Source organism: Mycobacterium pseudokansasii (assembly GCF_900566075.1).
GTDB lineage: Bacteria > Actinomycetota > Actinomycetes > Mycobacteriales > Mycobacteriaceae > Mycobacterium > Mycobacterium pseudokansasii.
In genome coordinates this window covers 1,112,747-1,138,590 of sequence record NZ_UPHU01000001.1, presented here as the reverse complement: position 1 = coordinate 1,138,590, position 25,844 = coordinate 1,112,747, and the positions used below count along the sequence as shown (strand labels likewise).

The 25,844-nt window shown below is 66.4% G+C and carries 26 protein-coding genes and 1 pseudogene; 14 read left to right on the top strand and 13 right to left on the bottom strand.

The window, feature by feature from the left end:
- Positions 1-22 precede the first annotated feature (22 nt).
- Both eccD and mycP read left to right on the top strand, forming a co-directional pair.
- Positions 23-1,393, top strand: a complete 1,371-nt coding sequence (gene eccD / locus EET10_RS05305; protein WP_122501952.1) for a type VII secretion integral membrane protein EccD — start codon at positions 23-25, stop codon at positions 1,391-1,393.
- Positions 1,390-2,760 (top strand): type VII secretion-associated serine protease mycosin, encoded by a 1,371-nt coding sequence (mycP, locus tag EET10_RS05300; RefSeq protein WP_122501951.1) that lies wholly within the window; start codon positions 1,390-1,392, stop codon positions 2,758-2,760. Before eccD ends, mycP begins: the two co-directional genes overlap by 4 nt.
- Here the strand turns inward: mycP and eccB are convergent.
- Positions 2,722-4,122 carry a type VII secretion protein EccB gene (gene eccB / locus EET10_RS05295; RefSeq protein WP_036398337.1) on the bottom strand — a complete coding sequence of 467 codons (1,401 nt, stop codon included), beginning with the start codon at positions 4,120-4,122 and terminating at the stop codon, positions 2,722-2,724. The genes mycP and eccB overlap by 39 nt on opposite strands.
- A 135-nt stretch (positions 4,123-4,257) precedes the next feature.
- Between eccB and EET10_RS05290 the strand changes: the two genes are divergently transcribed.
- From EET10_RS05290 to EET10_RS05270, 5 genes are all read left to right on the top strand, one after another.
- On the top strand, positions 4,258-5,064 hold the full coding sequence (locus EET10_RS05290) for a cutinase family protein (protein WP_174719730.1): 807 nt from the start codon (positions 4,258-4,260) through the stop codon (positions 5,062-5,064).
- Between the two features lie 40 nt (positions 5,065-5,104).
- A complete protein-coding gene (locus tag EET10_RS05285) occupies positions 5,105-5,761 on the top strand; it encodes a cutinase family protein (protein WP_036398339.1) in 657 nt (218 codons plus the stop codon).
- A gap of 264 nt (positions 5,762-6,025) precedes the next feature.
- Entirely contained in the window at positions 6,026-7,684 is a 1,659-nt protein-coding gene (locus tag EET10_RS05280) for a purine-cytosine permease family protein (RefSeq protein WP_036398341.1), read from the top strand.
- 209 nt (positions 7,685-7,893) lie between these two features.
- A complete protein-coding gene (locus EET10_RS05275; RefSeq protein WP_167480248.1) occupies positions 7,894-8,955 on the top strand; it encodes a PPE family protein in 1,062 nt (353 codons plus the stop codon).
- 79 nt (positions 8,956-9,034) lie between these two features.
- Positions 9,035-10,177 carry a PPE family protein gene (locus EET10_RS05270; RefSeq protein WP_099188027.1) on the top strand — a complete coding sequence of 381 codons (1,143 nt, stop codon included), beginning with the start codon at positions 9,035-9,037 and terminating at the stop codon, positions 10,175-10,177.
- On the opposite strand, the gene truA is transcribed toward EET10_RS05270, so the two are convergent.
- The 8 genes from truA to infA form a co-directional block, all read right to left on the bottom strand.
- Entirely contained in the window at positions 10,174-11,121 is a 948-nt protein-coding gene (gene truA / locus EET10_RS05265) for a tRNA pseudouridine(38-40) synthase TruA (protein ID WP_423793569.1), read from the bottom strand. The genes EET10_RS05270 and truA overlap by 4 nt on opposite strands.
- Positions 11,012-11,635, bottom strand: a complete 624-nt coding sequence (rplQ, locus tag EET10_RS05260; RefSeq protein WP_036390979.1) for a 50S ribosomal protein L17 — start codon at positions 11,633-11,635, stop codon at positions 11,012-11,014. The genes truA and rplQ overlap by 110 nt, the downstream gene beginning before the upstream one ends.
- An 87-nt stretch (positions 11,636-11,722) precedes the next feature.
- Positions 11,723-12,766 (bottom strand): DNA-directed RNA polymerase subunit alpha, encoded by a 1,044-nt coding sequence (locus EET10_RS05255; RefSeq protein WP_023371070.1) that lies wholly within the window; start codon positions 12,764-12,766, stop codon positions 11,723-11,725.
- 128 nt (positions 12,767-12,894) lie between these two features.
- Entirely contained in the window at positions 12,895-13,500 is a 606-nt protein-coding gene (gene rpsD / locus EET10_RS05250) for a 30S ribosomal protein S4 (protein WP_023371068.1), read from the bottom strand.
- A gap of 9 nt (positions 13,501-13,509) precedes the next feature.
- Positions 13,510-13,938, bottom strand: coding sequence for a 30S ribosomal protein S11 (rpsK, locus tag EET10_RS05245; RefSeq protein WP_023371066.1), 429 nt, complete (start codon positions 13,936-13,938; stop codon positions 13,510-13,512).
- Between the two features lie 3 nt (positions 13,939-13,941).
- Complete coding sequence (rpsM, locus tag EET10_RS05240) at positions 13,942-14,316, bottom strand: 30S ribosomal protein S13 (protein ID WP_036390976.1); 375 nt, start codon at positions 14,314-14,316, stop codon at positions 13,942-13,944.
- A 186-nt stretch (positions 14,317-14,502) separates the two neighbouring features.
- On the bottom strand, positions 14,503-14,616 hold the full coding sequence (gene rpmJ, locus EET10_RS05235) for a 50S ribosomal protein L36 (RefSeq protein ID WP_003879483.1): 114 nt from the start codon (positions 14,614-14,616) through the stop codon (positions 14,503-14,505).
- Positions 14,617-14,665: 49 nt separating this feature from the next.
- On the bottom strand, positions 14,666-14,887 hold the full coding sequence (infA, locus tag EET10_RS05230) for a translation initiation factor IF-1 (protein WP_003418601.1): 222 nt from the start codon (positions 14,885-14,887) through the stop codon (positions 14,666-14,668).
- Between the two features lie 284 nt (positions 14,888-15,171).
- Here infA and EET10_RS05225 point away from each other — a divergent pair, with 284 nt between their 5' ends.
- The 5 genes from EET10_RS05225 to EET10_RS05205 all read left to right on the top strand — a co-directional run bounded on the left by EET10_RS05225 (position 15,172) and on the right by EET10_RS05205 (position 19,725).
- Positions 15,172-16,065, top strand: coding sequence for an LLM class F420-dependent oxidoreductase (locus EET10_RS05225; RefSeq protein WP_063467659.1), 894 nt, complete (start codon positions 15,172-15,174; stop codon positions 16,063-16,065).
- A 182-nt stretch (positions 16,066-16,247) separates the two neighbouring features.
- A complete protein-coding gene (gene rfbB, locus EET10_RS05220) occupies positions 16,248-17,243 on the top strand; it encodes a dTDP-glucose 4,6-dehydratase (protein ID WP_036390972.1) in 996 nt (331 codons plus the stop codon).
- Between the two features lies 1 nt (position 17,244).
- A complete protein-coding gene (gene rfbC / locus EET10_RS05215) occupies positions 17,245-17,853 on the top strand; it encodes a dTDP-4-dehydrorhamnose 3,5-epimerase (protein ID WP_036390970.1) in 609 nt (202 codons plus the stop codon).
- 91 nt (positions 17,854-17,944) lie between these two features.
- Complete coding sequence (locus EET10_RS05210; RefSeq protein WP_036391533.1) at positions 17,945-18,442, top strand: lipoprotein LpqH; 498 nt, start codon at positions 17,945-17,947, stop codon at positions 18,440-18,442.
- A gap of 191 nt (positions 18,443-18,633) precedes the next feature.
- Positions 18,634-19,725 carry an acyltransferase family protein gene (locus EET10_RS05205; protein WP_122501950.1) on the top strand — a complete coding sequence of 364 codons (1,092 nt, stop codon included), beginning with the start codon at positions 18,634-18,636 and terminating at the stop codon, positions 19,723-19,725.
- A gap of 146 nt (positions 19,726-19,871) precedes the next feature.
- Here the strand turns inward: EET10_RS05205 and EET10_RS05200 are convergent, their stop codons facing one another.
- From EET10_RS05200 to EET10_RS05185, 4 genes and pseudogenes are all read right to left on the bottom strand, one after another.
- The gene (locus tag EET10_RS05200; RefSeq protein ID WP_080692160.1) at positions 19,872-20,258 is read right to left on the bottom strand and encodes a hypothetical protein; all 387 of its coding nucleotides are present in this window, start codon (positions 20,256-20,258) and stop codon (positions 19,872-19,874) included.
- A pseudogene (locus tag EET10_RS05195) lies at positions 20,255-20,928 on the bottom strand (metallophosphoesterase family protein); the annotation flags it as partial. The gene EET10_RS05200 and the pseudogene EET10_RS05195, both read right to left, overlap by 4 nt.
- Positions 20,929-21,154: 226 nt before the next feature.
- A complete protein-coding gene (locus EET10_RS05190) occupies positions 21,155-21,862 on the bottom strand; it encodes a Rieske (2Fe-2S) protein (protein WP_122501949.1) in 708 nt (235 codons plus the stop codon).
- Positions 21,859-22,359: an RNA polymerase sigma factor gene (locus EET10_RS05185; RefSeq protein ID WP_122501948.1), complete on the bottom strand. Its 501-nt coding sequence runs from the start codon at positions 22,357-22,359 to the stop codon at positions 21,859-21,861. Before EET10_RS05185 ends, EET10_RS05190 begins: the two co-directional genes overlap by 4 nt.
- A 225-nt stretch (positions 22,360-22,584) precedes the next feature.
- Between EET10_RS05185 and EET10_RS05180 the strand changes: the two genes are divergently transcribed.
- Entirely contained in the window at positions 22,585-23,280 is a 696-nt protein-coding gene (locus tag EET10_RS05180; protein WP_036391528.1) for an ABC transporter ATP-binding protein, read from the top strand.
- Complete coding sequence (locus tag EET10_RS05175) at positions 23,274-25,793, top strand: FtsX-like permease family protein (RefSeq protein ID WP_425461683.1); 2,520 nt, start codon at positions 23,274-23,276, stop codon at positions 25,791-25,793. Before EET10_RS05180 ends, EET10_RS05175 begins: the two co-directional genes overlap by 7 nt.
- Positions 25,794-25,844: the final 51 nt, after the last annotated feature.

Genomic DNA, 25,844 nt, shown 5'->3' with positions numbered 1-25,844 from the left:
ACCGAACCCGAGGGGAGCCCCGTTGTTTGCAGCCGATCCGGGCCTGCGCCGCGTCGCCGTTCATGCCGGCACCACCGTCGTCGACCTGTCACTACCCGCAGCGTTTCCGGTCGCGGCGTTGATCCCGCCGATCATCGACATCCTGGGCGATCGCATCCCGCAGAACACCGCGACCCGCTACCAGCTGTGCATCCCGGGCGGGGAAATACTGGCATCGACGACGACACTGGCGGAAAGCGATATCCGCGACGGTGCCGTGCTGTTGCTCAGCCGGTTCCTTCCCGAGCCGTCCGTCCAACGCCACGACGACCTGGCCGAGGCGGTGTCGGCGATACTGGGCTCCGCGGCCCACCGTCCCTGCCGCCGCACAGCTCGGCTCACCGGTGCGCTGGCCGCCGGTGTGGTGACCGGTGCCGGGGCCCTGGCGCTGGTTCGGGATGCGTTGCGCGCCAGCGCTCAACATGGCGCGACAGCGGGTGTCGTGGCGGCAGCCGGCGTGATCGCTCTGCTGCTTGCAGGCCTGGCACAGCGGATCCACCGCGACCCGACCGGCGCACTCACGTTGAGCGTGATCGCCACGGTCTTCTTCGCCGTTGCCGGTCTGCTGGCGGTGCCCGGTGCCCCGGGCGTTCCCCACACCATGCTCGCCGCCACCGCTGCGGCCGTCGCGGCGGCGCTGGCGATTCGCGTAACCGGTTGCGGAATAGTAACTTTGACCGCCATAGGAGGCCACGCGACCGTCGTCGCGGTCGCCGCGCTGGCGGGGTTGATGACCGCTGCGCCAGTGTATGTCATCGGTTCGTGGGCCGCGTTGGCATCGTTGGGTCTGCTGGAAGTGTGCGGGCGGATGTCCATTGCGTTGGCGGGCTTGTCGCCGCAGCTGCCACCGGCGATCGACCACGACGACTCCTACGAACTGCCACCAGCCGATGTATTGGCCACCAAATCGATGCGGGCCGACAACTGGCTGACCGGCCTGCTGGCCACCTTCTGTGGCTGTGCCGCCATCGGGGCAATCCTCGCCGCACTGACCACCCAGCGCGCCGTCCCCCTGGCCACGACCACCGCCGCGCTGTTGTTGCTGCGCGCCCGCGCACACCGCCACCGGACCCGATGGCTGCTGCTCGTCATCAGCGGAATCGTCACTGGCACAATAGTGTTTCTCATCGCAGCGGCCGGCTGGATGCAGCACGGAGTCTGGGTCGCCGCGCTGACCGCGACACTGGCTGCTGCGGCGTTGTATCTGGGCTTTGCCGCTCCCGGGATGTCGCTCTCGCCCGTCGCCAAGCGAGGTGTCGAGGCTCTGGAGTTGGCGGCATGGGTCGCCCTGGCGCCGCTGGCCTGCTGGACATGCGGGGTCTTCGGCGCCATTCGGACCCTCGACCTGATATGAACACGACCACCGTGCGCATCACCCATCTGCTGGCGGCAGTGCTGACCACGACGCCGTTGTGCGTGACGCCGCCGGCGCACGCCGTGTCGCCACCGCGGGTAGACGAAAAGTGGCTGCCCGCAGCGGCATCACCGGCGCCGCCACAACCCACCGTGCAACGCGAGGTCTGCACCGCGGCCACAGCAGTATCCGGCCATGCCGCCGCCGCCGCGCAACTCGCGGATCTCGAGTTGCCACATCTCTGGCAGCTCACCCGGGGGGCCGGCCAGCGGGTCGCCGTCATCGACACCGGGGTCGCCCGGCACCGACGACTGCTGCATCTCGTCGGCGGCGGCGACTACGTGTCCACCGGCGACGGCACCCGGGATTGTGACGCACATGGCACCGTCGTCGCCGGAATCATTGCCGGCACAGCGGATTCCAGCGCTGACGGGTTCAGTGGCGTAGCACCCGAGGCCACCGTGATCAGCATCCGGCAGTCCAGCGCCAAATTCGCTGCGGTCACCGACCGCTCCGGCGCCGGGGTCGGTGACGTCGACACGATGGCGCAAGCCGTCCGCACCGCAGCCGATCTCGGCGCGTCGGTGATCAACATCTCGTCGGTCGCCTGCGTCCCGGCCGTACCCTTGCTCGACGACCGCGCTCTGGGCGCCGCGCTGGCGTATGCGGTCGATGTCAAGGATGCCGTCGTGGTGGCCCCGGCGGGCAACAGCGACGGCGGCGCGCAATGTCCGGCCCAGGGGCCCGACGTATCCCGGGACACCGTTACGGTCGCAGTCAGTCCGGCCTGGTATGACGACTACGTACTGACCGTCGGGTCGGTGAACCCGGCCGGTGCACCGTCGTCGTTCACTCTTGCCGGGCCATGGGTGGACGTCGCCGCCAGCGGCGAGGAAGTGACCTCGCTGAGCCCGGTTGGTGGCGGGGTGGTGAATGCCCTCGACGGACAACATGGCTCGGTGCCACTGTCCGGCACGAGTTTTGCCGCGCCGGTCGTCAGCGGGCTGACCGCCTTGATTCGCGCCCGATTTCCGGCGTTGACTGCCCGACAGGTGATGCAGCGGATCACCTCGACCGCCCATCACCCACCCGCCGGATGGAATCCCCTGGTCGGCAACGGCACCGTCGACGCCCTGGCCGCGCTGAGCACGGATTCCCCGCCGCCGGCGCCCGTGGCCAAGCCCGACATGGAAGCCGCGCCGATCACCGCCCCGACGGTGCCGGTGCCTGCCGATCACCGCAGCCGTGACGCGGCTTTGGGCGGGGCCGCCATCGGCCTGGTGGTGCTCGTGGCGGTTCTGGCCTCGTTCGCAGCCACCAGGCCTCGGCTAGGACGGTCCGGCCGCGACGGTGTCGTGGGCGACTGATGCCTGCTGCCTGCCGAGTTCGGGTCCCTGTGGCAGAGCCGCCAATATCGGCCACGGCGCCGGGACCGGCGCCGGCAGCCCGAGGTGACGTGCAGCGTCGTCGTCGCGGATCGCGAACCGCACGCCGGTGTCGGTGACGAGGTAGCGCCAAACCGTCCGGGTTTCCGCGCCGGACAAGCTCCGCACAGCCGCGTAGGCGCTGCGCCCCGGTGGCAGGTAGACCGCGTCCAGTGCGGGCCCGCGACCATCCGCCTGCGCCAGCGTTACCGGGACCGTCGCGGACGGCAACGGCAGGCCACCGCCGGTCAGGAAGGCGAGGTCGGGTCGACCCGACTGCGCGGCCAGCCACGTCACGCACAACGTGGTGTCGCTGTCGTCACGAGGGGTCGCCACCTCATCGGGAAACGTGGACACCGGCAGGATGTTCGCGATCGGAGCGGAGCGGATCGCATCGGGTGCCACGGCGACGATGTGAATGTTGCCGTGCGAGTCGCTGAACCGCAGCAGGTCCGCGGCGACCCGGCCGATCCTTTGGACACCCGTTTTCAGCACCACGTAGAACTCCTCGTTCTCGTCGCGTGTGATGCGCAGCACAGTGCCGACGGGAAATCCCGGTACTCCGGCCGCACTCGGCTCGCCAGCGTGGCTGATCGGCGGAGTCGTGATCGACGGGGCCTCCGGCACGGCGCTGAGCAAAGACTGCGAGACGACCCGCGGAGTCCGGCCCTCCAGCCGGAGCGCCCGCAGCACCGCGGAATCGGCAAGATCCACCACGGCCCGGCGGCCGTGGTACAGCAGATATGCCGGTGCACCGGACCCTACGGTGACCAGAAGCGTCTGCTCAGCGGTCAGCCGGCGAACCGACGTCTCGTCAACAGGACCGACCAGCACCGTGGTTGCCGCTTCCCGATCGGTGTCGCAGACGGTCCACCTCGACTCGGCGGCGGCCAGCCACGGTCCGATCAGCTGTGGTGCGCCCGGAATACCCAGCAGCGGGCCGCGTTTGGTGTGACGCAATTCGGACTCCCGCACCCGCCGGGGGTTGGCGTCCGACGCCGCGATCAACCGTGCCGAGGCCAGGTTCAGCACCGGATGCCAGGTATCGCCCACTCGCACGTACAGCGCCCCGGTGTCGCGGCCCATCACGATGCGCGCGTCACCGAGGCCCGGCTGCGGCCGCACCACGGCGCCCATCGCGCAGACCGCCGCCGCGACGGTCGCCAGCACGCAGCCGACCGCCAACCCCAGCGTGGGCGCCCGCAGTGCCCGATCACCATCCCGATGCAGCAACACACACTCGAGGCGTCGGAGCAGAAAGCGGTAGGCATTGACGTGTCGCCCCGCGCTCGATTGGCCGGGCATTTACTCCCCACCGTCCATGCCCAAACAGTAGGCCTTGAACAGGAGCTTCTTCAGTCACTCATCCACAGCCCGGAGCTTGTCGCAGGTTTTGTAGCGGTCGGCAGCGGGTAAAATCTCGGCGTGAACACGCACCCTATGGGCCTGCTGGCGGGCGCTGTGGCCGCCGCCGGCATGGTCCTCGCCCCGTCCGCCGTTCCGACCGCGATCCCGTCGGCCGCCGCCACCGACTGCCCGGACGCGGAGGTCATCTTCGCCCGGGGTACCAGCGAACCGCCCGGCATCGGCCGGGTCGGCGAAGCGTTCGTCGACTCGCTGCGCCAGCAAACCGGCAAGAACATCGGCGTGTACGCGGTGAACTATGCCGCGAGCCGCCTTCAGCTGCATACCGGTGACGGCGCCAACGACGCCATCGCACACATCAAATCCATGGCCTCGTCATGCCCGGACACCAAGCTGGTTCTCGGCGGTTACTCGCAGGGCGCCGACGTGATCGACATCGTGGCGGGAGTTCCCTTGGCGGGCATCAGTTTTGGCAGCCCGCTGCCCGCCGAATACGCCGACAACATCGCGGCTGTCGCCGTCTTCGGCAATGTGGCCGACCGCTCGGGCGGGTCGTTGACGACGCAGAGTGCGTTGCTGGGCGCCAAGGCGATCGACTTGTGCAATCCCGGCGACCCGATCTGTCATGCGGGCCCGGGTAACGAGTGGAGCGACCACACCGACGGCTACGTCCCCACCTACACCACCCAGGCGGCGAGCTTTGTCGCGGCCAGGCTCGCGGCCGCCTCCACGGCACCGGTACTGCAGTTGCCCGGCCCGGTTCCGCAGGCGCCCGGCCCGGCTCCGCAGGCGCCCGGCCCGGCTCCGCAGGCGCCCGGACCTGCGGCCGGGGTACCCGGATCGGTGGTGGGAGCACCCGGGTCGGTCGTGCAGGTTCACTGACGCCGTCAACGCATGTGCAATAAGCCCGTAAGATCGCGTCATGCGGCTTATCATCACGGGCAGAGCAAGACTCATCACCCGCCTGGTGGCCGCCGCACTGACGGCGGCCGCGTTGTCAGTTGCCTGGCCGTTGCCGCCCAGGGCTTCCGCGTCCTGCCCGGACGTCGAGGTGGTGTTCGCCCGGGGCACCAGCGAGCCGCCGGGACTGGGCCGCGTCGGCAACGCCATGGTCGCCTCGTTACGCCAGCAGACCGGCAGGAACATCGGGGCATACGGGGTGAACTACCCCGCCAGCAAAGACTTCCTGGCAGCCGCGGACGGCGCCAACGACGCCAGCGACCACGTGCAACAAATGGCGAACGGGTGCCCCGACACGAAATTGGTGCTCGGTGGGTACTCCCAGGGCGCCGCGGTCATCGACATCGTGACCGCCGCACCACTGGCCGCCCTGGGCTTCACTCAGCCGCTACCGGCCGAAGCGGCAGATCACGTCGCCGCGGTCACCCTGTTCGGTAACCCGTCTGGGCGCGCGGGCGGGCTCATGAGCGCGCTGAGCCCGCATTTCGAGGGCAAAATCCTCAACCTGTGCAACGAGGGCGACCCTATCTGCTCCGACGGTAACCAATGGAAAGCGCACACCGGCTACGTACCGGGACTGACCAACCAAGCAGCGAATTTCGTCGTGGGAAAGATCTGACTCGGCGGCCGAGTCACCGGAACCGCCAGACCAATCCCGCCGACCTTGTGAGGCTACTGAGCAACCGCTTCGATATCGCTGTGCCGGACCGCTTTCGGCTGGCACGCTCCCGAAAACCGGGGTTACGATCACGCCGGGTCGCAACGACGTTCACCGAACGCGTAGCCGCAGGAGTTCGCTTTCCCACTTTCCACGAAGGCAACTGCGTGGGCACACCATGGAATGCTGATCGCTAATTACCGTCAAATGCGCTGAGGAGGGCTAATGTCGGGCACCGAAGTCTACATCAAGCCTTCAGCGCCAAGTGATTTCGATCACATCACGGCTATCGGGGAGACGCTCGAAGACTACACGCTGCGCTTCGCACCTCGCGGCTACCGCCGATGGTCCCCAGCGGTGGTGGGAATCTCGGCCCTCGGCGGAATCGCCTACCTGGCCGACTTCGCGATCGGCGCCAATGTCGGTATCACCTGGGGTACCGCGAACGCCCTCTGGGGTATCGGGATTTTCGCCGTCGTGGTGTTCACCACCGGGCTGCCCCTGGCCTACTACGCGGCGCGCTACAACATCGACTTGGACCTGATCACCCGCGGTAGCGGTTTCGGCTACTACGGTTCGGTGGTCACCAACGTGATCTTTGCCACCTTCACGTTCATCTTCTTTGCGCTCGAGGGCTCGATCATGGCGCAGGGCCTCAATCTGGGACTGCATGTCCCGCTGTGGCTGGGATACGCAATCTCGACGTTGATGATCTTCCCGCTGGTGATGTACGGCATGAAAGTCCTGTCGCAGCTACAACTTTGGACCACCCCGCTGTGGCTGCTGCTGATGGTCGCCCCGTTCGGCTACCTGGTCGTCAGCCACCCGGAATCCATCGGAGAGTTCTTCTCCTACGCCGGGAAGGGCGGTGGCGGCGGCGTCACCGCCGGCTCGGTTCTCTTGGCAGCCGGTGTATGCCTGTCGCTGATCGCCCAGATCGCCGAGCAGATCGACTATTTGCGCTTCATGCCGCCACGAACGCCGGATAACTCGCGTCGGTGGTGGACCTGGACGCTGCTGGCCGGGCCCGGCTGGGTTGTCTTCGGTGCGCTGAAGCAAATCATCGGGTTGTTCCTGGCGGTGTATCTGATTTCCCACATGGCCGGCGCCACGGCGATCGCCAATCTTCCGGTGCACCAATTCATGCAGATCTACCGCAACGTCATGCCGGGCTGGCTGGCGCTGACGCTCGCCGTGATCCTGGTGGTCCTCAGTCAGGTCAAGATCAACGTCACCAACGCCTATTCGGGCTCGCTGGCGTGGACCAATTCGTTTACCCGCGTCACCAAGCACTACCCCGGCCGCATCGTGTTCCTCGCCGTGAACCTCGCAATTGCATTGATCCTGATGGAAGCCAACATGTTCGACTTCCTCAACACGATCCTCGGGTTCTACGCCAACTGCGGCATGGCATGGGTGGTGACCGTGGCCTCCGACATCGTCTTCAACAAGTACTTGCTGCGACTCTCGCCGAAGACCCCAGAATTCCGCCGCGGCATGTTGTATGCCATCAACCCGGTCGGCTTCGGCTCACTGCTGCTGGCTGCAGGGCTCTCGATCGTCGCGTTCTTCGGTGGCCTCGGCGAGACGCTGCGGCCCTACTCACCGCTGGTCGCAATCGTTATCGCGGTGGTGATGCCACCGATCCTGGCGATCGCCACTCGCGGCAGGTATTACCTTCGGCGCGGGCACGACGGCATCGACCTGCCCATGTACGACGAACATGGCAACCCCTCGGCCGAGCAACTCAACTGTCATGTCTGCCGCCATGATTTCGAGCGGCCCGACATGCTGGCCTGTCATACACACACCGCACACGTCTGCTCGTTGTGCGTGTCCACGGACAAGCGAGCCGAGCATGTGCTGAGAGCGTCGATGCAGTAGTTAACCGTTACACTTCTTGCTATAGTGTATAGTTGCAGTAGGATATGTTTGCTATTCCGTGGTGACCGGGCATTCCCACTGATCCTGACGACGGCGATGTCGCAGCAAGCTGACTTTACCGCTGTCCAGGAGGGTCGATGGCTTTTGAGATCCACCCGTCAGGGGGCGATGCCATCGGCGTCGCATCCCTCCCACCAGCGCCAATGCTCATCGACTTCGGCGCATTGCCGCCAGAGAGCAACTCCGGCCGCATGTACACCGGTCCGGGCTCGGGCCCGCTGATCGCCGCTGCGGGAGCCTGGGAAGCGCTGGCCGCAGATATCGGCGCGGCGGCCAGTGGCTACCGCACCGTCATCGCGGAATTGACGAGCTTGCGGTGGTTGGGCCCGGCATCGGCCGCCATGGTGGCCGCGGTCACGCCGTACGTGACGTGGTTGTGCGCGACGGCGGCACGAGCCGAGCAGGCGGGCATGCAAGCCCGGGCGGCCGCCGCCGCCTACGAAACCGCTTTCGCCATGACGGTGCCGCCACCGTTGATCGCCGCCAACCGAGTTCGGTTGATGGTGCTGCTGGCCACCAACTTCTTCGGCCAGAACACGCCCTTGATCGCGGTCGCCGAGGCGGAATATGCCGAGTTCTGGGCCCAAGACGCCACCGCGATGTACGCCTACGCCAGTTCCTCGGCAACCGCTTCGGTGTTAACGCCCTTTACTGCGCCGCCAAACACCGCCAGCCCAGGCGGCCCGGCCGAGCAGGCCCTTTCGGTCGGCAAAGCCGCAGCCCAGCAAGGCCTTTCAGAGTTGAAGCGGCCGTGGTTCCCCATCATCCCGACCCAGGACTGGAACGCGTTGATCAACACCTGGGGATTGACCTATTTCGGGGCCGGGATCGTTCAGCTGGTCACCTTGTTCGCCCAGCAGCTCATTCCCGAATCCGCGGCCGCCACAACGCCCATCGCCGGCGGAGCCGCGCCGGCGTCGGCTTTGGTGCCCTCGCAGCTGGCCGTCGCCCGTCCGGTGTCGGCCGTATTCGGCCAGGCGGACAGGTTGGGCTCGCTGTCGGTGCCGCCGAGTTGGGCAACGCCGCCGAATCCGGCAAAGGCCGGGGCGGCCGAGATTTCGCACACCGTCAGCACCGGCGGCCGTACGAATGCGCCCCGGGGCCTATTCCCGAATGTGCCGACGGGGAACGACCGCCGGGGCACGACCTTCGCCCGGCGCAGATACGGGATACGCCTGACGGTGATGTCCCGCCCGCCGGGCGCTGGATAGCGGAAACCCCTGAGCCACTGCCGTATTGAGGAGGAACAGAGATGTCAGTTGCAGCTACCCAGGTAAGGTGTTGATAACGATGGATTTCGGGGCATTACCGCCGGAGATCAACTCCATTCGTCTATATTCCGGGCCCGGTTCGACACCAATGGTGGCCACCGCGTCGGCGTGGAGCGGATTGGCCGCCGAGTTGACCTCGGCCGCCAATGAATACCAGACAGTGATCGCCGCACTGCACAGCGAAGGATGGGTGGGCCCATCGGCTGTGACGATGGCCGGTGCTGTCGCGCCATACGTGGCATGGATGCATGCCACCGCAGCGGCGGCTGAACAAGCCGCCGGCAAAGCACGTTTGGCGGTCGCAGCCTATGAGGCCGCGTTCGCCGCCGTGGTGCCGCCGCCGCAGATCGCGGCCAACCGCGCTCAACTGTCGACGCTGATCTCGACCAACGTCGTCGGCCAGAACACCGCCGCGATCGCTGCCACCGAAACTCAATACGGCGAGATGTGGGCACAAGACGCCGCCGCCATGTACGCCTACGCCGCTGCCTCGGCCACGGCGTCGGCGGTAACGCCGTTTGTTTCGCCGCCGCAGACCACCAGTCCCGCCGCGTCGGCCACTCAGGCCGCAGCGGTCACCAGTGCCGTCGCCACCGCGGCCGGTGCCACGCAGAGCACCCTGTCGAGCTTGCTTTCGGAGCTGCCCGGCGTGCTGGAAGGCCTCGCCTCGCCCTTGGCCTCTGCCGTCTCAGCGACAGCGGGTCCGATCGAGCGGTTCTTGGAGTGGTGGGCGCCGTTTGCGAACTTCCTCTATGACACCGCTGGGTTGCCGTTCTTCGGCGCCGGGATCGCCAGCTTCTTTGCGTCGACCGCAAAGACGATGGGTCTGATCGCCCCGGCGGCTGCCGCGCCGGAGGCTGCCGCGGCCGCGGCCGGTGCGGCCGGACTGGTGGGAGGCGGGCCGGTGTCGGCGAGTCTGGCCCAGGCCAGCGCCGTCGGCAAACTGTCGGTACCACCCACCTGGGCCGGAGCCAGCCCGGTAGCGACCCCGACCAGCACGTCGATGTTCGTCAGCGATGTGATCGAACCGGCGGACGTCGGGTCATCCGGAAACGTGGTCGGCGGCATGCCCATCGCCGGTTCGAGCCGGGGGTCGGCGGGTGTCGGTCCCCGATACGGATTCCGCCCCACCGTGGTGACCCGCCCGCCGTCGGCGGGCTAGCGCGAGCGCAGGTCCCGGGTGGTCGACGCCCGTAAGGCCAGCTGGTCGTCGGGCGGATAGTCCACCTGGACGAGCGTCAGGCCATGCGCCGGGGCGGCTGCGAAGTCGCTGGAACGGCCAGTCGCAGTGAGTAATTCGCGGCACCAGGAGGTGCTGCGACGGTGATCGCCGACGGCCAGCAAAGCCCCGACCAGGGATCGCACCATAGACCAGCAGAATGCGTCGGCGGTGACATGGGCGGTGACCAGGACGCCGTCACGTGCCCAGTCAAGCCGCTGCAAGTCGCGGATGGTGGTGGCACCGTCGCGATGACGACAGAACGCGGCGAAATCGTGTAATCCCAACAGATCTCGCGACGCAACCGCCATCGCCTCCACATCAAGATCCCGCGGCCAGGCGGTGACGTAGCGCGCCAGCTGCGGCACCACCCCATAGGGCGCCGTCGACAGCCGGTAGACATAATGCCGACGCAGCGCGGAAAATCTGGCATCGAAATCCGCTGGGGCGCGGGCTATATCGAGAACTCGGATATCTGAAGGCAGGAAGCGGCCCAGCCGTCTCAGCAGGGGCCGGAATTCGGGTTGGCCGGGGCGGGCCGAATACGAATAGGCGTTGGGCAATGCGTCGATGGGCACATCGGCATGGGCTACTTGTCCGCTGGCATGGACCCCGGCATCGGTCCGTCCGGCCGCGCGCAGCCGTATCGGCGTGCGAAATATCGTCGTCAGCGCCGCGTCGAGCACGCCGGCGACCGTACGCTGCCCCGGCTGCGTCGCCCAGCCTGCGAAGTCGGTTCCGTCGTAGGCGATGTCGAGCCGCAGCCGGACGTCCGCACTAATCCTTCGTGGCTCCTTCGGCGTCCTCGGTGGCCGCCTCGGCCTCTTCGGTGGCCTCTTCGGTGGCCTCGTCGGCAGGCTCGGCCCCTCCGGCCACTTCGTCGGCAGCCTCTTCGGCGACCTCTTCGGCGGTCGTTCCGACCGCGGCTTCAGGCTCGACCGCCGCCTGCGGCGCCGCCGCGGCCGCCACCGGGGTGTCTCCACCGACGGCGGCCGTCTTCGACGCCTTCACCCGCCGTGCCCGATCCGCCTCGGCCGTCACCGTCTTCTCCCGCACCAGCTCGATCACGGCCATCGGAGCGTTGTCGCCCTTACGCGGCTCGACCTTGATGATGCGGGTGTAGCCGCCATCGCGGTCGGAGAAGAACGGCCCGATCTCGGCGAACAGCGTGTGCACCACATCCTTGTCGCGGATTTTCTTGAGCACCTCGCGCCGATTGTGCAGCGTGCCCTTCTTGGCGTGGGTGATCAGCTTCTCCGCGTACGGGCGCAACGCCCGAGCCTTGGGCTCGGTGGTTGTGATCCGGCCGTGCTCGAACAGGGACGTGGCCAGGTTGGCCAGGATCGCCTTCTGGTGCGACGATGACCCGCCGAGTCGTGGGCCCTTGGTGGGCTTGGGCATTGCTGACGCTCCTGTCTAGATCGCGCTGAGTCCAATTGTCCGGCTCCTCAGCGGGCCGCTAGCGGCCCGCATCGTCACCGGCGCCATTCAGAGCTGTTCGGTTTCGGCGTAGTCCTGGTCGTCGTAGGAACCCTCCGTGGACCAGGTGCCGGTGGCCACGTCGTAGCCCGCGACCTCCGACGGGTCGAAGGTGGGCGGACTGTCCTTGAGCGACAGACCCAGCTGATGCAGCTTGACCTTCACTTCGTCGATGGACTTCTGACCGAAGTTGCGGATGTCAAGTAGGTCGGATTCGGTGCGCGAGACCAATTCGCCGACGGTGTGCACGCCCTCGCGCTTGAGGCAGTTGTAGGACCGTACGGTCAGATCCAGGTCGTCGATCGGCAGCGCGAACGAGGCGATGTGGTCCGCCTCGGCCGGCGACGGCCCGATCTCGATGCCTTCGGCCTCGACATTGAGCTCGCGTGCCAGACCGAACAACTCGACCAGCGTCTTGCCCGCCGACGCCAACGCGTCGCGGGGAGTGATCGAACTCTTGGTCTCCACGTCGAGAATCAGCTTGTCGAAGTCGGTACGCTGCTCGACCCGGGTGGCTTCCACCTTGTAGGTGACCTTGAGCACCGGCGAATAGATGGAATCGACTGGGATACGGCCGATTTCGGCACCAGAGGCCCGGTTTTGGACTGCCGGGACGTAGCCGCGGCCACGCTCGACGACGAGTTCCACTTCCAGCTTGCCCTTGTCGTTCAACGTGGCGATGTGCATGCCGGGGTTGTGCACCGTGACACCGGCCGGGGGCACGATGTCGCCGGCGGTGACCTCGCCGGGACCCTGCTTGCGCAGGTACATGGTGACCGGTTCGTCCTCCTCGGAGGACACGACCAGGCTCTTGAGGTTCAGGATGATGTCGGTGACGTCTTCTTTGACCCCGGGCACCGTGGTGAACTCGTGCAGCACGCCGTCGATGCGAATGCTGGTGACGGCCGCACCCGGGATAGATGACAACAGGGTGCGTCGCAGCGAATTGCCAAGGGTATAGCCGAATCCGGGCTCCAGCGGTTCGATGGTGAACTGGGACCGGTTGTCGGTGAGGACTTCCTCCGACAGGGTGGGACGCTGAGAGATCAGCATGGTGTTTTCTTCTTCTTCCTTTCGACGTCCGCCATATGACGTCTTTGGGGGGTACTCGGGGGCTGGTCTCCTGGGAGCCCCCGAGGGTGGGGTACTCGGGGGCGGTTCTCTTTCGAGCCCCCGAGGGGTTACTTCGAGTAGAACTCGACGATCAGCTGCTCGGTCAGGGGGACGTCGATCTGGGCGCGTTCGGGTAGTTGGTGGATCAGGATGCGTTGCCGCTCCCCCACAACCTGCAGCCAGCTCGGGATCGGCCGGTCACCCGCGGTCTCCCGGGCGATCTGGAACGGCACCGTGTTCAACGACGTGTCCCGCACGTCGATGATGTCGTACTGCGACACCCGGTAGCTCGGGACGTTGACATGCACGCCGTTGACGCTGAAGTGCCCGTGGCTGACCAACTGGCGGGCCATCCGGCGGGTGCGCGCCAGGCCGGCGCGGTAGACCACGTTGTCCAGCCGGCTCTCCAGGATTCTCAGCAGTTCCTCACCGGTCTTGCCGGGCTGCCGCACCGCCTCTTCGTAGTAGCGGCGGAACTGCTTTTCCATTACGCCGTAGGTGAAGCGGGCCTTCTGCTTCTCCTGCAGCTGCAGCAGATATTCGCTTTCCTTGATCCGGGCGCGGCCGTGCTGGCCGGGCGGGTACGGACGCTTTTCGAAGGCCTGGTCGCCGCCGACGAGGTCGGTGCGCAGCCGGCGCGATTTACGAGTGACGGGTCCGGTGTAACGAGCCATGGTTGTCTGCTAGACCCTTCTGCGCTTGGGTGGGCGGACGCCGTTGTGCGGCTGGGGGGTGACATCGGAAATCGCGCCGACCTCCAAGCCGGCGGCCTGCAATGAGCGGATCGCAGTCTCACGGCCTGAGCCCGGCCCCTTGACGAACACGTCGACCTTGCGGACCCCGTGCTCCTGTGCCTTGCGCGCGGCGTTCTCCGCGGCCAGCTGCGCGGCGAACGGCGTCGACTTCCGAGAACCCTTGAACCCGACATGACCCGACGACGCCCAGGCGATGACATTGCCCTGGGGATCGGTGATCGTCACGATCGTGTTGTTGAAGGTGCTCTTGATGTGGGCGGCGCCGTGCGGGACGTTCTTCTTTTCCCGCCTCCGGGTCTTCTGTCCCTTTTGACCCTTCTTGGCGGCGCCGCTTGCTGTTTTCTTGGCGGGTGGCATCGGTTACCTGGCCTTCTTCTTGCCTGCGATGGTGCGCTTGGGACCTTTACGGGTCCGTGCGTTCGTCTTGGTCCGCTGGCCACGCACCGGCAGCCCACGGCGATGCCGCAGACCCTGGTAGCAGCCGATTTCGATCTTGCGGCGAATGTCGGCCTGCACCTCGCGGCGCAGGTCACCCTCGACCTTCAGGTTCGCTTCGATGTAGTCACGCAGATGGGTGAGCTGGTCGTCGGTGAGATCCCTGGTACGCAGGTCCCGGTCGATGCCGGTGGCGGCCAGAATTTCGTTGGAGCGGGTACGGCCGATGCCGTAGATGTAGGTCAGGGCGACCTCCATCCGCTTGTCGCGCGGCAGGTCGACGCCGACTAATCGAGCCATAGGTGGCGTTTCCTCTTTCTCGGCGGAGGTGTGGTCCCAGTCCGTTCCCGCCAAACTTGCGGGGCCCGGCCTCCGTCCGGGCGTGGATGAGCTGGCCCATCTCTACAAATGCCAGCCGCTCATTGGTGCTGGGAGGTCTGCATTCAGTTGTCTGGTGTGCTCGGCCGGGTCCGGCGGACGCCTTGACTAGCCCTGCCGCTGCTTGTGGCGTGGATCGGAGCAGATCACCATGACCCGCCCGTGCCGACGGATCACCCTGCACTTGTCACAGATCGGCTTGACGCTCGGGTTCACCTTCACGGCAGTCTCGGTCCTGTTCTCTGGGTCTTTGGTCTCAATGCCAGTGCGGCTACTTGTACCGGTACACGATGCGGCCCCGGGACAGGTCGTAGGGAGACAACTCCACCACCACGCGGTCCTCGGGCAGGATGCGGATGTAGTGCTGCCGCATCTTGCCGCTGATGTGGGCGAGCACCTTGTGGCCGTTTTCCAGCTCAATGCGAAACATGGCATTGGGCAGGGGCTCTACCACGCGACCCTCGACCTCGATGGCGCCGTCCTTCTTGGCCATTGCGTTCTGGCGATCCTCACTTCTTGTCAGTGCACCGGGTTCGGCGCAGCACCTGCCCGACTACAAACGTGAGCCGGTGGTGGAAATTCCGCGAAGCGTTCCGAGAAATTTCGGGACTGGGCAGGCCAGAAGCCGGCACGGGCGCCGCACCGTTGGTCCACAATACTCGCATTGCCGCGTCCGACGCAAAACCCGACCGGAATCGACCGGAATCGACCCGAATCGACCGGAATCGACCCGAATCGACCGGAATAGCGTGCCCGGACCGGCGGGTTGGACCAACCGTGACCGATTCTGCTCCCAGTGCCCCCAACGCTCCCGAGGATCAAACCAGCTCTGCGGCCGGCAACCCGGACCTCGGCCGGTTCGGATCCTTCGGACGCGGTGTAACCCCCCAGCAAGCCAAAGAAATCGAAGCCCTGGGCTACGGGGCCGTCTGGGTGGGCGGTTCGCCGCCCGCGGAGCTGGCCTGGGTGGAACCGATTCTCGAGGCGACGACCACCCTGCACGTGGCCACCGGCATCGTCAACATCTGGTCAGCGGCCGCGAAGCCGGTCGCCGAGTCGTTCCAGCGGATCGACAGGGCCTACCCGGGCCGTTTCCTGCTGGGTATCGGCGTCGGCCACCCCGAGGCGACCGCCGAGTACCGCAAGCCTTACGACGCCCTGGTGCAGTACCTGGACCAGCTGGACGAGTATGGCGTGCCGGCCGACCGACGCGTGGTGGCGGCCCTGGGTCCCCGGGTGCTCAAGCTGTCGGCCGAACGCAGCGCCGGGGCCCACCCCTACCTGACCACTCCCGAGCACACCGCGCACGCCCGCGAACTGATCGGCCCGTCGGCGTTTCTGGCGCCCGAACACAAGGTGGTGCTGACCACAGACTCCGAGCAGGCCCGTTCGGTGGGCCGCAAGGCCCTCGATATCTATTTCAACCTCGCCAATTACCGCAACAACTGGAAGCGGCTGGGCTTCAGCGACGACGACATCGCCCGGCCTGGCAGCGACCGCCTGGTCGACGCAGTGGTCGCCCACGGCACCCCGGAGGCGATCGCGGCACGGCTCAAGCAGCACCTCGACGCCGGCGCCGACCATGTCCCCGTTCAGGTCCTGACCAAAGCGGAGAACCTGATCCCGGCGCTCGCCGAATTGGCCGGTCCACTCGGGCTCACACCGTCGTGAAACGGGTATAACCGGCTCGTGACGGACGCAGTTCCCGTCAAGCCCGGCCTGGGTCAGTTCGGTATCCGGCCATACCTGGGCCGATGTCTCCACGAACACTGCGGCTGGGAGACCGACGAGACGATATTGCCGGCACCCACCGAACTGGCCGGGACGCCGGGTCGACCCGTTAGGGTTTGGCCATGCGGCTGCTAGTCACCGGTGGAGCTGGCTTCATCGGCGCCAACTTCGTCCACAGCACCGTGCGCGAACGTCCCGAGGTCCAGGTCACAGTCCTCGATGCGTTTACTTACGCGGGCCGGCGTGATTCGCTGGCCGACGTCGCGGACGCGATCACACTGGTCGAAGGCGACATCACCGATAACGAGCTGGTGTCCCGGCTGGTGGACCATTCGGATGCGGTCGTGCATTTTGCCGCCGAAACCCACGTCGACAACGCGCTGGACGACCCCGAACCGTTCCTGCACACCAACGTGATCGGGACGTACACAATCTTGGAAGCGGTCCGGCGCCACGACGTCCGGCTGCACCACATATCCACCGACGAGGTCTACGGCGACTTGCCGCTCAACGACCCGCAGCGGTTTACCGAGTCCACACCGTATAACCCGTCGAGTCCGTACTCGGCGTCCAAGGCGGCCGGTGACATGCTGGTGCGGGCCTGGGTGCGGTCCTACGGCGTACGCGCCACCATCTCCAACTGCTCCAACAACTACGGGCCGTATCAGCACGTCGAGAAGTTCATTCCGCGCCAGATCACCAATGTGCTCACCGGGCGCCGACCCAAGCTCTACGGCAGCGGGGCCAACGTCCGCGACTGGATTCACGTCGACGACCACAACAGCGCGGTATGGCGAATTCTCGAAAAGGGCCAGATCGGCCGGACCTACCTCATCAGCGCCGAGGGCGAGCGCGACAATCTGACCGTGTTGCGCACCCTGCTGCGGATGATGGGCCGCGCCCCCGACGATTTCGACCACGTCACCGACCGAGTCGGTCACGACCTGCGTTACGCCATCGACCCATCCCCGCTCTACGACGAATTAGCTTGGGCGCCAAAGCACACCGATTTCGAAGAGGGATTGCGCACCACCATCGACTGGTATCGCGACAACGAAGCGTGGTGGCGACCGCTGAAAGACGCCGCGGAGGCCCGCTACGAGCAGCGCGGTCAGTGACATGAAGGTACGTGAACTCGACATCCCCGGCGCCTGGGAGATCAGCCCTACCATCCACGGCGATTCGCGCGGATTGTTCTTCGAATGGCTTACCGAGCGCGGCTTCAGCACCTTCGCGGGTCATCGTTTGGACGTCCGGCAAGCCAATTGCTCGGTATCGGCAGCCGGCGTCCTGCGCGGCCTGCATTTCGCCGAGCTGCCGCCGGGCCAGGCCAAATATGTGACCTGCGTGTCCGGCTCGGTATTCGATGTCGTCGTCGATATCCGTTTGGGTTCACCGACATTCGGACGATGGGACTCGGTAGTGCTCGACGACGTGGCCCGCCGGTCGGTTTACATTTCCGAAGGCTTGGCGCATGGTTTCCTTGCGCTCCAAGATAATTCGACCGTGATGTATCTGTGCTCGGCGGAGTACAACCCGCAGCGCGAGCACACCATCTGCGCGACGGATCCATCGCTGGCCATCGACTGGCCGTTGGTCGACGGTGTGGCGGCCAGCCTGTCCGACCGCGACGCAGCTGCCCCCAGTCTCGACGAGGTACGCGCCACGGGCGTTCTGCCGACCTGGGCAGCGACCCAGAAATTCATCGACGCGCTGCGCGGCGAGTAAAACGCATCTGTACGCCGGCTACGCCGCCATACATACTGCTTCAGAAGATCTGCCGGTATGGCAGGTGCAGACCTATCCGAAGGAGAACTTGGTGAAGCGTGAGTTGTTGATCGCCGTCGGGGCGGCGACCATCGTCGCGGGTGTGGCGGGATGCTCCAACGACAACAAGTCCGGACCATCATCCAGCTCCACCACGTCTCCGAGCGCCGCCTCGAGTTCGACGTCGGCGCCCGCATCGAGCAGCACCCCGGCCGCGTCGGGAGAAACCAAGGTCATCATCGGCGGCCAGCCGCAAAACGTCAGTGGCCCGGTGGTGTGCTCGACGAATGCCGGAAGGTTCTCCATCGCCGTCGGAGACATGGCAACGGGAATCATCGTCGGCTTGGAGCCGGACGGGTCGGTGGTCCACAGCGCCGGCTTGGGTACCGTCGACGGCGTGGTCATGAGCTTCACCGAGGGTGTGCCCGACGAGAACGCCAGCGCCACCAAGACCGGCAACAGCTACCACATCACCGGTGTGGCCAGCGGCGTCGACAACGCCGGTCAGCAGGTCCACAAGCCGTTCGAGGTCGACGTCACCTGCCCCTAGCAGGCGCATCGGCTACCTCGATGCCGTCACCGCTCCGAAGCCGGGTGAAGGATGGCGAATAACAGCACATCCGCCTGGTCCGCGACGTAAATTTACCTGCAGCGCAACCTCCAGGCCGCAGCGCGATCCGCCAGTTGTCGTTGTCTGGAGCTGCCGCGCCGAGCACGAAGCGCGACGACAGGCTGGAACGGATGACACTAGGGGAACAATTCGACCCGCGAAAAAACGCGCTGAATGCATTTCGGCTCGCCCTGGCGATCGCGGTGATCCTGTGGCACTCCTTCCCACTCACCGGCCGCGACGTGGGTGTCCCGGCGGTTCGTCAACTTCTCAGCTCGGTGCATGTCGACGGATTCTTCGCGATATCGGGATTCCTGATCACGTCGAGTTGGCTACGCAACCCCAAGGTCCGCGACTACCTGGTCGCCCGAGGACTTCGGATACTGCCCGCCTTCTACATCTGTTTGATCATCACCGCCTTTGTCATCGCACCGCTCGGTGTGGCGATTCAAGGTGGCCCGGCCGCGAGACTGCTTTTTTCGGCCGCGCCGATCGAGTACATCGTCAAGAACGGTGCGGTATGGGTATTCAAGGCCGACATCGGGGGAACACCGAGCGGGATCCCATTCCCGGGTTCGTGGAACGGCTCGTTGTGGACGCTTGGATGGGAACTGGTGTGCTACCTGGCCGTGGTGATACTTGGCGTCACCGGACTCCTCGGTCGGATGTGGCTGCTGCCCGCGGCGACAGCACTGGCAGTGTTGTGGTCGGCGGTGGTGGCGCCGACGACCTGGGAAGTCCCGAGGCCCGAACAGAATGCCGCACGCTTTGCCGTCATGTTTTTCGCCGGCGCGCTGATCTACCAATGCCGGAACGTGATACCCGCACGGTGGTCGCTGGTCGCGGTGAGTGTGGTCGTCGTCCTCGCCTGCGGGTTGCTGCCCAACTATCGGGTGATCGCCGCGGTTCCGCTTGCCTACGCCATCATCGTTTCGGGTGCGCTGATCAGCAACAGACACTTTTCCTTGCGTACGGATCTGTCATATGGCGTGTACATCTTCGCGTTCCCGATTCAGCGGTTGCTGGTTATCGGCGGGCTGGACAGCATGAACCCATTTGCGTTGTGGGGCATTGCGACCCTGGCCACGCTGCCGATAGCCGCGCTGAGCTGGTTCCTGGTGGAAAAGCCTGCGCTGTCTTGCAAAACCCGCTTAATGAAGGGGAAATCCGCTGCTCGCAGCCGGCCGCAGTACCGCGCTGATGCCCAGGCTGCGTTGCCGTAACGCGGATGTCCTGGCGTTTGCCGGATGTGAATTAGCCGCTAGCCGTTAGCTTCCGGGCGGCTTCGGGCAGCAGAAGAGGCCGCAGTTGCCCGGCGGCTTGCACACTCGTCGCCTCCCGCAAAGCGGGATGTCTGCGTTTCCCCAAGCTACGACCGCCGCAACGACCTTCGGCGGGCGGCGACGACGGCGACCCACAGCGCCACCGTCGCCAGTTCAGCTCCGGCACTAACCCCCGCGTGCGGTGCGGGATCCCAGCCACGTTCGGAAAAGCCGAAAGTCCCGACGGTCCGCGACAGGGCGAAAGCGGTCAACGAGCCCCCCGCCGCCGCGGCCGCTACCCAGCACAACCACCCAGGACCGCCGAACAGAATCAACACCGCGACTGCGAACGAGACGCCGGCCCCGACGAGAAACGCGGCGCCGATCACCGGGATGTGTTGGTATCCACGGACATACAGGTAGGCATGGCTGACGGCGCTGACGGCCACCGACACCGCGAAGCCGAAACGAAGCATCTTCTCCGTCGACGTCATTGCAGTGTTCGCTCTTTCAAGGCCAGCTGGTGCTCACCGTGGGTATAGCTCACCTCGCGGATGCCGAGCGCGTCACCGAGCCGACCGGCGGGCAGCGTAACCGGCCTGGGAGCCGACCCATCACCCGGACGTGGCAGCGGGTAGGCGGTCGTCGTACCGCTGCAAAACGTCACATTGCCTTCGACCTGGGAAAGAGTTGGTGCACATGACCATTGAGGCAGGTAACGGATGAGAACCGGCGTAGATAGTGCAGCGCCTGAGCGGCGTCGTCGGTGCCCCAGCCCCAGTCCGGGTACATCGCGAACAATGGGATGTGGCTGACCACGATGATCGGGGTATCACTGGACAGCCGCGCGACATCTCTTTCGATGAACTCCAGTTGCTCGACCCCCAGATGCCCGAGCTTGTTCATATTCAGCGTATTCACCAGGGCGATCACATGGACACCCGCGACGTCGAAGCTGTACCAGCCACCGCCGCGGGTTCCCGCGCCGAAGACGCTGCGGTAATTTTGCCCGGCATCGTCGACCGAGTCGTGCTCGCCGGGGACGGTAAAGACATGTGATGTCTTCAGGCCGCTCACCATCTGCTTCACCTGATCGAACTGGTCGAGAGTGGACAGGTGGGTGAGGTCGCCGGTGTGGATGACGAAATCCGTTGTGTAGCCGGCGGTGCCGACATCGCCGACAACCCCGGGGTCGCGTCCGCGCGGTAGCCGAACGTCGGCGCCGGTTGGCTAACGGGCCGCGAACCCGCGCACCCGGCCAGCGCCACGCTCAAAGCCACTGCGGTGACGTGATATCTGAGTAGCACCGGCGACATGGCACCTCCGTGATCGAGTGGTTGGGCCGAGCCCGTCGATGGTCACCAATGGATACGGCGGCGGGTTACGCCGGTCAGCCGGATTGGTCGTGGCGCACCGGCGCGAAGACCTCGATGAAACCGTCGGCTTCGCGAACCATCACTGCGGACACCGGCTTTGGTGCGATCGGCAATTGATGGGTGAGCACTTGCCCGGTCGGCGCGAACGATGTCGAGTGACACGGGCAGCGCAGCCGATCATCGGGTGCGTCGAACCACAGCCGGCATCCCTGATGGGTGCACACTCCGGATACGGCTTGGGGTTTGCCGTCGACGCGGCGGACGAACCCACTGATCGAGCCGAGATCGAACGGGCGCATGCGGTCGTCAGGACCCTCGGCACTGGCCGCGACTCGCTGCCAGCTTCCGTCGTTGGGGGTGAACCGTCCGGCGACGGCCGCGGGTCCGCCTGCCCGATCGCCGATTACGGCTCGATCGATGGCAACCGCGGCCACCGCGGCGGCGGCAGCGGCCGAGGTGCCGACGATGACGTGACGGCGCGTGGCGCTGTGCTGCGGTGCCGAATCCGTTGCGGCGCCTGCCATCTGCTCCGTAAGGCGTTGGTGCAGGTCGGCAAGGAAGTCCTCGCGCGGAGCGTCGGTTACCTCAGCTCCAGGCCGCGACCCGCGCAACTCGATTGCCGTGCGGATCTGCGCCGCTTCGAACTCGTCGGGCCGGAATGGCTTGGGCCGGCGGCCCTGGAGGAGCTCGTCGATGTAGCGGCGTACGTTGCGCGCGGTCATCGCCGGCCCTCTTCGTTGACCTGTGCCGCCAATCGCAGGGCGCGATGCTGCAGCACTTTGGCGTTGGCGACGCTTATCCCGAGTTCCGCGGCCGACTGTTTGATCGAATTCCCCTGCAGAAAACGCAATTCCAGGATTTGGCGATAGCGGTCAGGCAGGCCGTCGAGCACGTGGGCGACACGCTGCGGGGCGGTGCTGATCGCTTCCTCGCTATCGGGCGGTTGTTCGATGTCCTCGATCGAGGTTATCTCGCGGCCCAGCGTCTCTCGCCAGTGCGCGGCCAATACCGTGCGCGCGGTGGCACGCAGGTACGCGCGCACCTCCGCCACGCTCGCGGTGAGGCGCAGCGGTCGCAGCGCGGCGAGGAAGACCTCGGCGGTGAGGTCCTCGGCATCCCGGCCCACGTTGTCCTGGTACACGGCTTCCCAGTGGGGGTAGCCGTCGTCGGGCACCGCGCGCAGCGGCCGCGGGTTGACGGGCTCATACTGTGCCGTCACGTCCCTCCTTCACCGACCAATATCAGCCGGGGTTACAGCCAGGAGACAATGCCCCGCCAACCGCGGCACCGGATCGCCGGACGCCAGACGAAGCCCGTGTCGAACCGATCGTGGGCCGGTCTCGTCGTAACCCATATGGGTAACGGCCGTCACGCACAGGATGGTTCGAGCTCGCGGACCACGGTGGCCGGAACAGTCGACGCCACCGGATCGCCCATCCGCGAACTGACCATCGAACTCCGGGACGTAGCCCGCCGGTACCGGGCCGGCGGTCAAACCGTGCGCGCACTTGACCACATCAGCCTGGACTTGGCAGGCGGGCGGTTCGTGTCGGTCGTCGGGCCGTCGGGTGCGGGAAAGAGCACGTTGTTGCATGTGCTGGGCGCGTTGGACTCCCCAGACTCCGGGTCGATCATCTTCGACGGCGAGGAGATCGGCTGCCTCCGCGATGAGCAGCAGTCGCAATTCCGGCATCGTTGTGTGGGGTTTGTGTTTCAGTTCTTCAACCTGTTGCCGACGTTGTCGGCGTGGGAGAACGTGGCGGTGCCCAAGCTGCTCGACGGTGTCCGACTGGGTAGGGCCAGAGCCGAAGCGGTTCACCTGTTGGACCGGGTGGGGCTGGGTAACCGCGCCGAGCACCGGCCGTCGGAACTGTCCGGGGGCCAGATGCAGCGGGTTGCGGTGGCGCGGGCGTTGATGATGGACCCGCCGCTGATTCTTGCCGACGAGCCGACCGGGAACCTCGACTCCACCACGGGCGCTTCGATTTTGGCGCTGCTGGCCGAGGTGGCGCACGAACCGGGCCGAGGTCGGCTGGTGGTGATGGTGACCCACAATTCGGAGGCCGCGGCGACGACAGATCGGGTGATCACCCTGCAGGACGGCAGAGTCTGCTGCGACGCAGCGGTGGTGCCATGGTGAAACCGGGCTCGGCAATACCGGCTGCGGCGAGCCGGCTACGACTGTTCAGCCTGCGCGAGCTTGCCGTGCATCGCCGGCGCACCAGCGCCGTCATCGCCGTCATAGCAGTGGCGGCGATGTATCTGGTCGCGGTATTCGGAATCTTCGGTTCAATCACCGGATCGGTCAACCGGTTGGCCGACGGGGTCGCCGGCCTTGCCGCGCTCGAGGTGTCGGGCATTACCGACGCCGGTTTTCCCGACACGATCGCCGCCGACGTCGCGGCGGTCCCCGGTGTCGGCACCGCGGCGCCGATGATCCGGATGTCGGCGTCCACGGTGTCGGGTCCGGTACTGCTTTTCGGAGCCGACGCACGCTGCGCCGAGCTCAGCGGTGTCCTGAAAGATGCCTTCAAAAGTTTTGGGGCACAACCGTTGGACGTGCCGTCGACGACGCCCGGCGGAGTTCAGGTCGGGCCCGGTACCGGCTACGCGAAAGGCGACACGTTCCGGCTGGGCTCGGGCTCGGTCACCGTCGTCGAGGTGCTCGGAAGCCGGCGACTCGCCGAGCTCAACGGCGGCCATTATGTCCTGGCGCCAGTTGCCTTGGCGCAGCGCGTTACCGGGCGCCAAGGCCGGCTGGACTCGATACTGATCACGACCCAACCGGGTGCCGATCTGGCCGCGGTGCGCGCCGGTGTCGTCGCCGCGGTGAACGGCCGCGCGGTTGTGGCCTACCCGAGCATGCGGGCGACCCGGGCCGGCGACGGTGTGAAGCTGATGAACTACATGGCCCTGATGGGCGCAGGGGTTGCCTTGCTGGTCGGCGCATTCCTGATCTACACCACGATGACCATGGCGATTACCCAGCGGCGGCCGGTGATCTCGCTGTTGCGTGCGATCGGCGGCCGCCGCGTCACCATAGTCGGCGACCTACTCGCCGAGGCCGCGTTTCTCGGGCTGATCGGCGGAGCTATCGGAGCGTGCAGCGGAATAGTCTTGGGCCGCATGGCGATTGGCCGGCTTCCACCGGCAATGACCCAGGGACTGGAGGCCCGCGTCGAGTACTGGCTGCCCGGCTACGCGCTACCGGTCGCGCTGGCGACGACGATGCTCATCAGCGTGGCCGCGTCTGCGATGGCTGCCCGGCAGGTGTACCGGGTCTCGCCGATCGAGGCTTTGGCGCCGGTCGGGGTTTCGTCGGCAGATGTCGTGCCGCGCTGGCTGCGGGTCGCGAGCGGCTCTGCAGCCGTGGCGATGTTCGCGGCGTCCACCGTGGTCGTGGTCGACCACCGCGGCAGGTACGCCTTGGCCCCGATGCTTGCCCTGTTCGGCGCCGAGATCGCGCTGGGGTTTGCGCTCACCGCGCCCGTAGTCGGGGCCGTCGCCGCGACGGCACGAAGGTTCGGACCGGTGGGCGCGCTCGCGGCGGCGACCATCCAACGAGCGCCGCGGCGCGTGTGGGCGACCGTCATGACCGTGTTGATCGCGGTTGTCACCACGACGGTGATCACCGGCGCCAACTCCGACATGATCTCGTCCGCGCGGGAAATCTTCGCTCCGGTGGCCGACGTCGACGTGTGGGTGAGCGCAGATCCACCGGACAGATACCCTACCGGCCCACTGCCGCAAGGCCTTTCCGAACAGGTCGCCGCGGTGCCCGGCGTCGCCCGTGTTACCGAGGGAGCGGCTGCGTTTGCCGTGGTGGGCGGTACCCGGGTGCTGCTCGACGGGTTTTCCCCCGGAACCGCCGATTCGCTCTACCGCGCGCTGGATTTTCGGGTGCGCGACGAGGTGCTGGCCGGGCGGGGTGTGGTGCTCACCCGGAATCTGGGTGCGGCTCTGCGGGTGCGGGTCGGAGATGAGCTGCCGTTGGACACCCCGCACGGACGGCAACGGCCAACCGTGTTGGCGCTGGTACCGTACTTCTCCACCGTCATCGGCACGGTGGGGATGAGCCTCGATCAGATGCGGTCCTGGTTCGACCGGCCGGCGGCGACCACGCTCCAGATCACCGCGGCCCCGGGCGTTGATCGACATCGCTTGTCGGACACTGTGCGACGCGTGGTGCCGCCACCCGGCTACGTTTACGACGGTCGCGCGGCGCTGGCGGGCGCCGAAGCCCCACTGCATCAGAGTATGTTCATCGCCGACGCCGTCTGGATCATCGTGGTCTTCGTGGCCGCGGTGGCGCTGCTCAACACTTTGACACTGTCGGTGCTGGAACGGCGCCGGGAGATCGGGGTGCTGCGGGCAATGGGCTGCAGTCGGCGCTTCACGGCGCAGATGGTGTTGGCCGAGGCGGCGGGCATCGGTGTTGTCGGTGGGGTCGCGGGGCTTGCGTTCGGACTGACCGACCAGTGGCTGTACAGCCTCGTCAGCGCAGACGTCATGAATTTCGGGGTTGGCTTCCGGCCGGGCCCCATGGCACCCGTGTTGACGATCGGCGCGGTGGCGGTCAGCCTGCTTGGCTCGTTGCCACCCGCAGTGCGCGCCTCGCGGCTGAACATCATCGAAGCAGTCGGACTCGAATAGTCAGAAACCAAGGGGAAGAAGTGCCGTAAACAAAGGCGCCAAAGGATCCGT

Excerpts from the sequence above, each read along its gene's own strand:
- EET10_RS05205 (WP_122501950.1), top strand. The coding sequence starts at position 18,634 with ATGACACTAGGGGAACAATTCGACCCGCGAAAAAACGCGCTGAATGCA.
- rpsD (WP_023371068.1), bottom strand. The coding sequence starts at position 13,500 with ATGGCTCGTTACACCGGACCCGTCACTCGTAAATCGCGCCGGCTGCGC.
- rpsK (WP_023371066.1), bottom strand. The coding sequence starts at position 13,938 with ATGCCACCCGCCAAGAAAACAGCAAGCGGCGCCGCCAAGAAGGGTCAA.
- EET10_RS05175 (WP_425461683.1), top strand. The coding sequence starts at position 23,274 with ATGGTGAAACCGGGCTCGGCAATACCGGCTGCGGCGAGCCGGCTACGA.
- EET10_RS05270 (WP_099188027.1), top strand. The coding sequence starts at position 9,035 with ATGGATTTCGGGGCATTACCGCCGGAGATCAACTCCATTCGTCTATAT.
- EET10_RS05200 (WP_080692160.1), bottom strand. The coding sequence starts at position 20,258 with ATGACGTCGACGGAGAAGATGCTTCGTTTCGGCTTCGCGGTGTCGGTG.
- rfbB (WP_036390972.1), top strand. The coding sequence starts at position 16,248 with ATGCGGCTGCTAGTCACCGGTGGAGCTGGCTTCATCGGCGCCAACTTC.
- rpsM (WP_036390976.1), bottom strand. The coding sequence starts at position 14,316 with ATGGCTCGATTAGTCGGCGTCGACCTGCCGCGCGACAAGCGGATGGAG.
- mycP (WP_122501951.1), top strand. The coding sequence starts at position 1,390 with ATGAACACGACCACCGTGCGCATCACCCATCTGCTGGCGGCAGTGCTG.
- rfbC (WP_036390970.1), top strand. The coding sequence starts at position 17,245 with ATGAAGGTACGTGAACTCGACATCCCCGGCGCCTGGGAGATCAGCCCT.
- rplQ (WP_036390979.1), bottom strand. The coding sequence starts at position 11,635 with ATGCCCAAGCCCACCAAGGGCCCACGACTCGGCGGGTCATCGTCGCAC.
- EET10_RS05280 (WP_036398341.1), top strand. The coding sequence starts at position 6,026 with ATGTCGGGCACCGAAGTCTACATCAAGCCTTCAGCGCCAAGTGATTTC.
- EET10_RS05290 (WP_174719730.1), top strand. The coding sequence starts at position 4,258 with ATGGGCCTGCTGGCGGGCGCTGTGGCCGCCGCCGGCATGGTCCTCGCC.
- EET10_RS05190 (WP_122501949.1), bottom strand. The coding sequence starts at position 21,862 with ATGACCGCGCGCAACGTACGCCGCTACATCGACGAGCTCCTCCAGGGC.
- EET10_RS05285 (WP_036398339.1), top strand. The coding sequence starts at position 5,105 with ATGCGGCTTATCATCACGGGCAGAGCAAGACTCATCACCCGCCTGGTG.
- eccB (WP_036398337.1), bottom strand. The coding sequence starts at position 4,122 with ATGCCCGGCCAATCGAGCGCGGGGCGACACGTCAATGCCTACCGCTTT.
- EET10_RS05255 (WP_023371070.1), bottom strand. The coding sequence starts at position 12,766 with ATGCTGATCTCTCAGCGTCCCACCCTGTCGGAGGAAGTCCTCACCGAC.
- infA (WP_003418601.1), bottom strand. The coding sequence starts at position 14,887 with ATGGCCAAGAAGGACGGCGCCATCGAGGTCGAGGGTCGCGTGGTAGAG.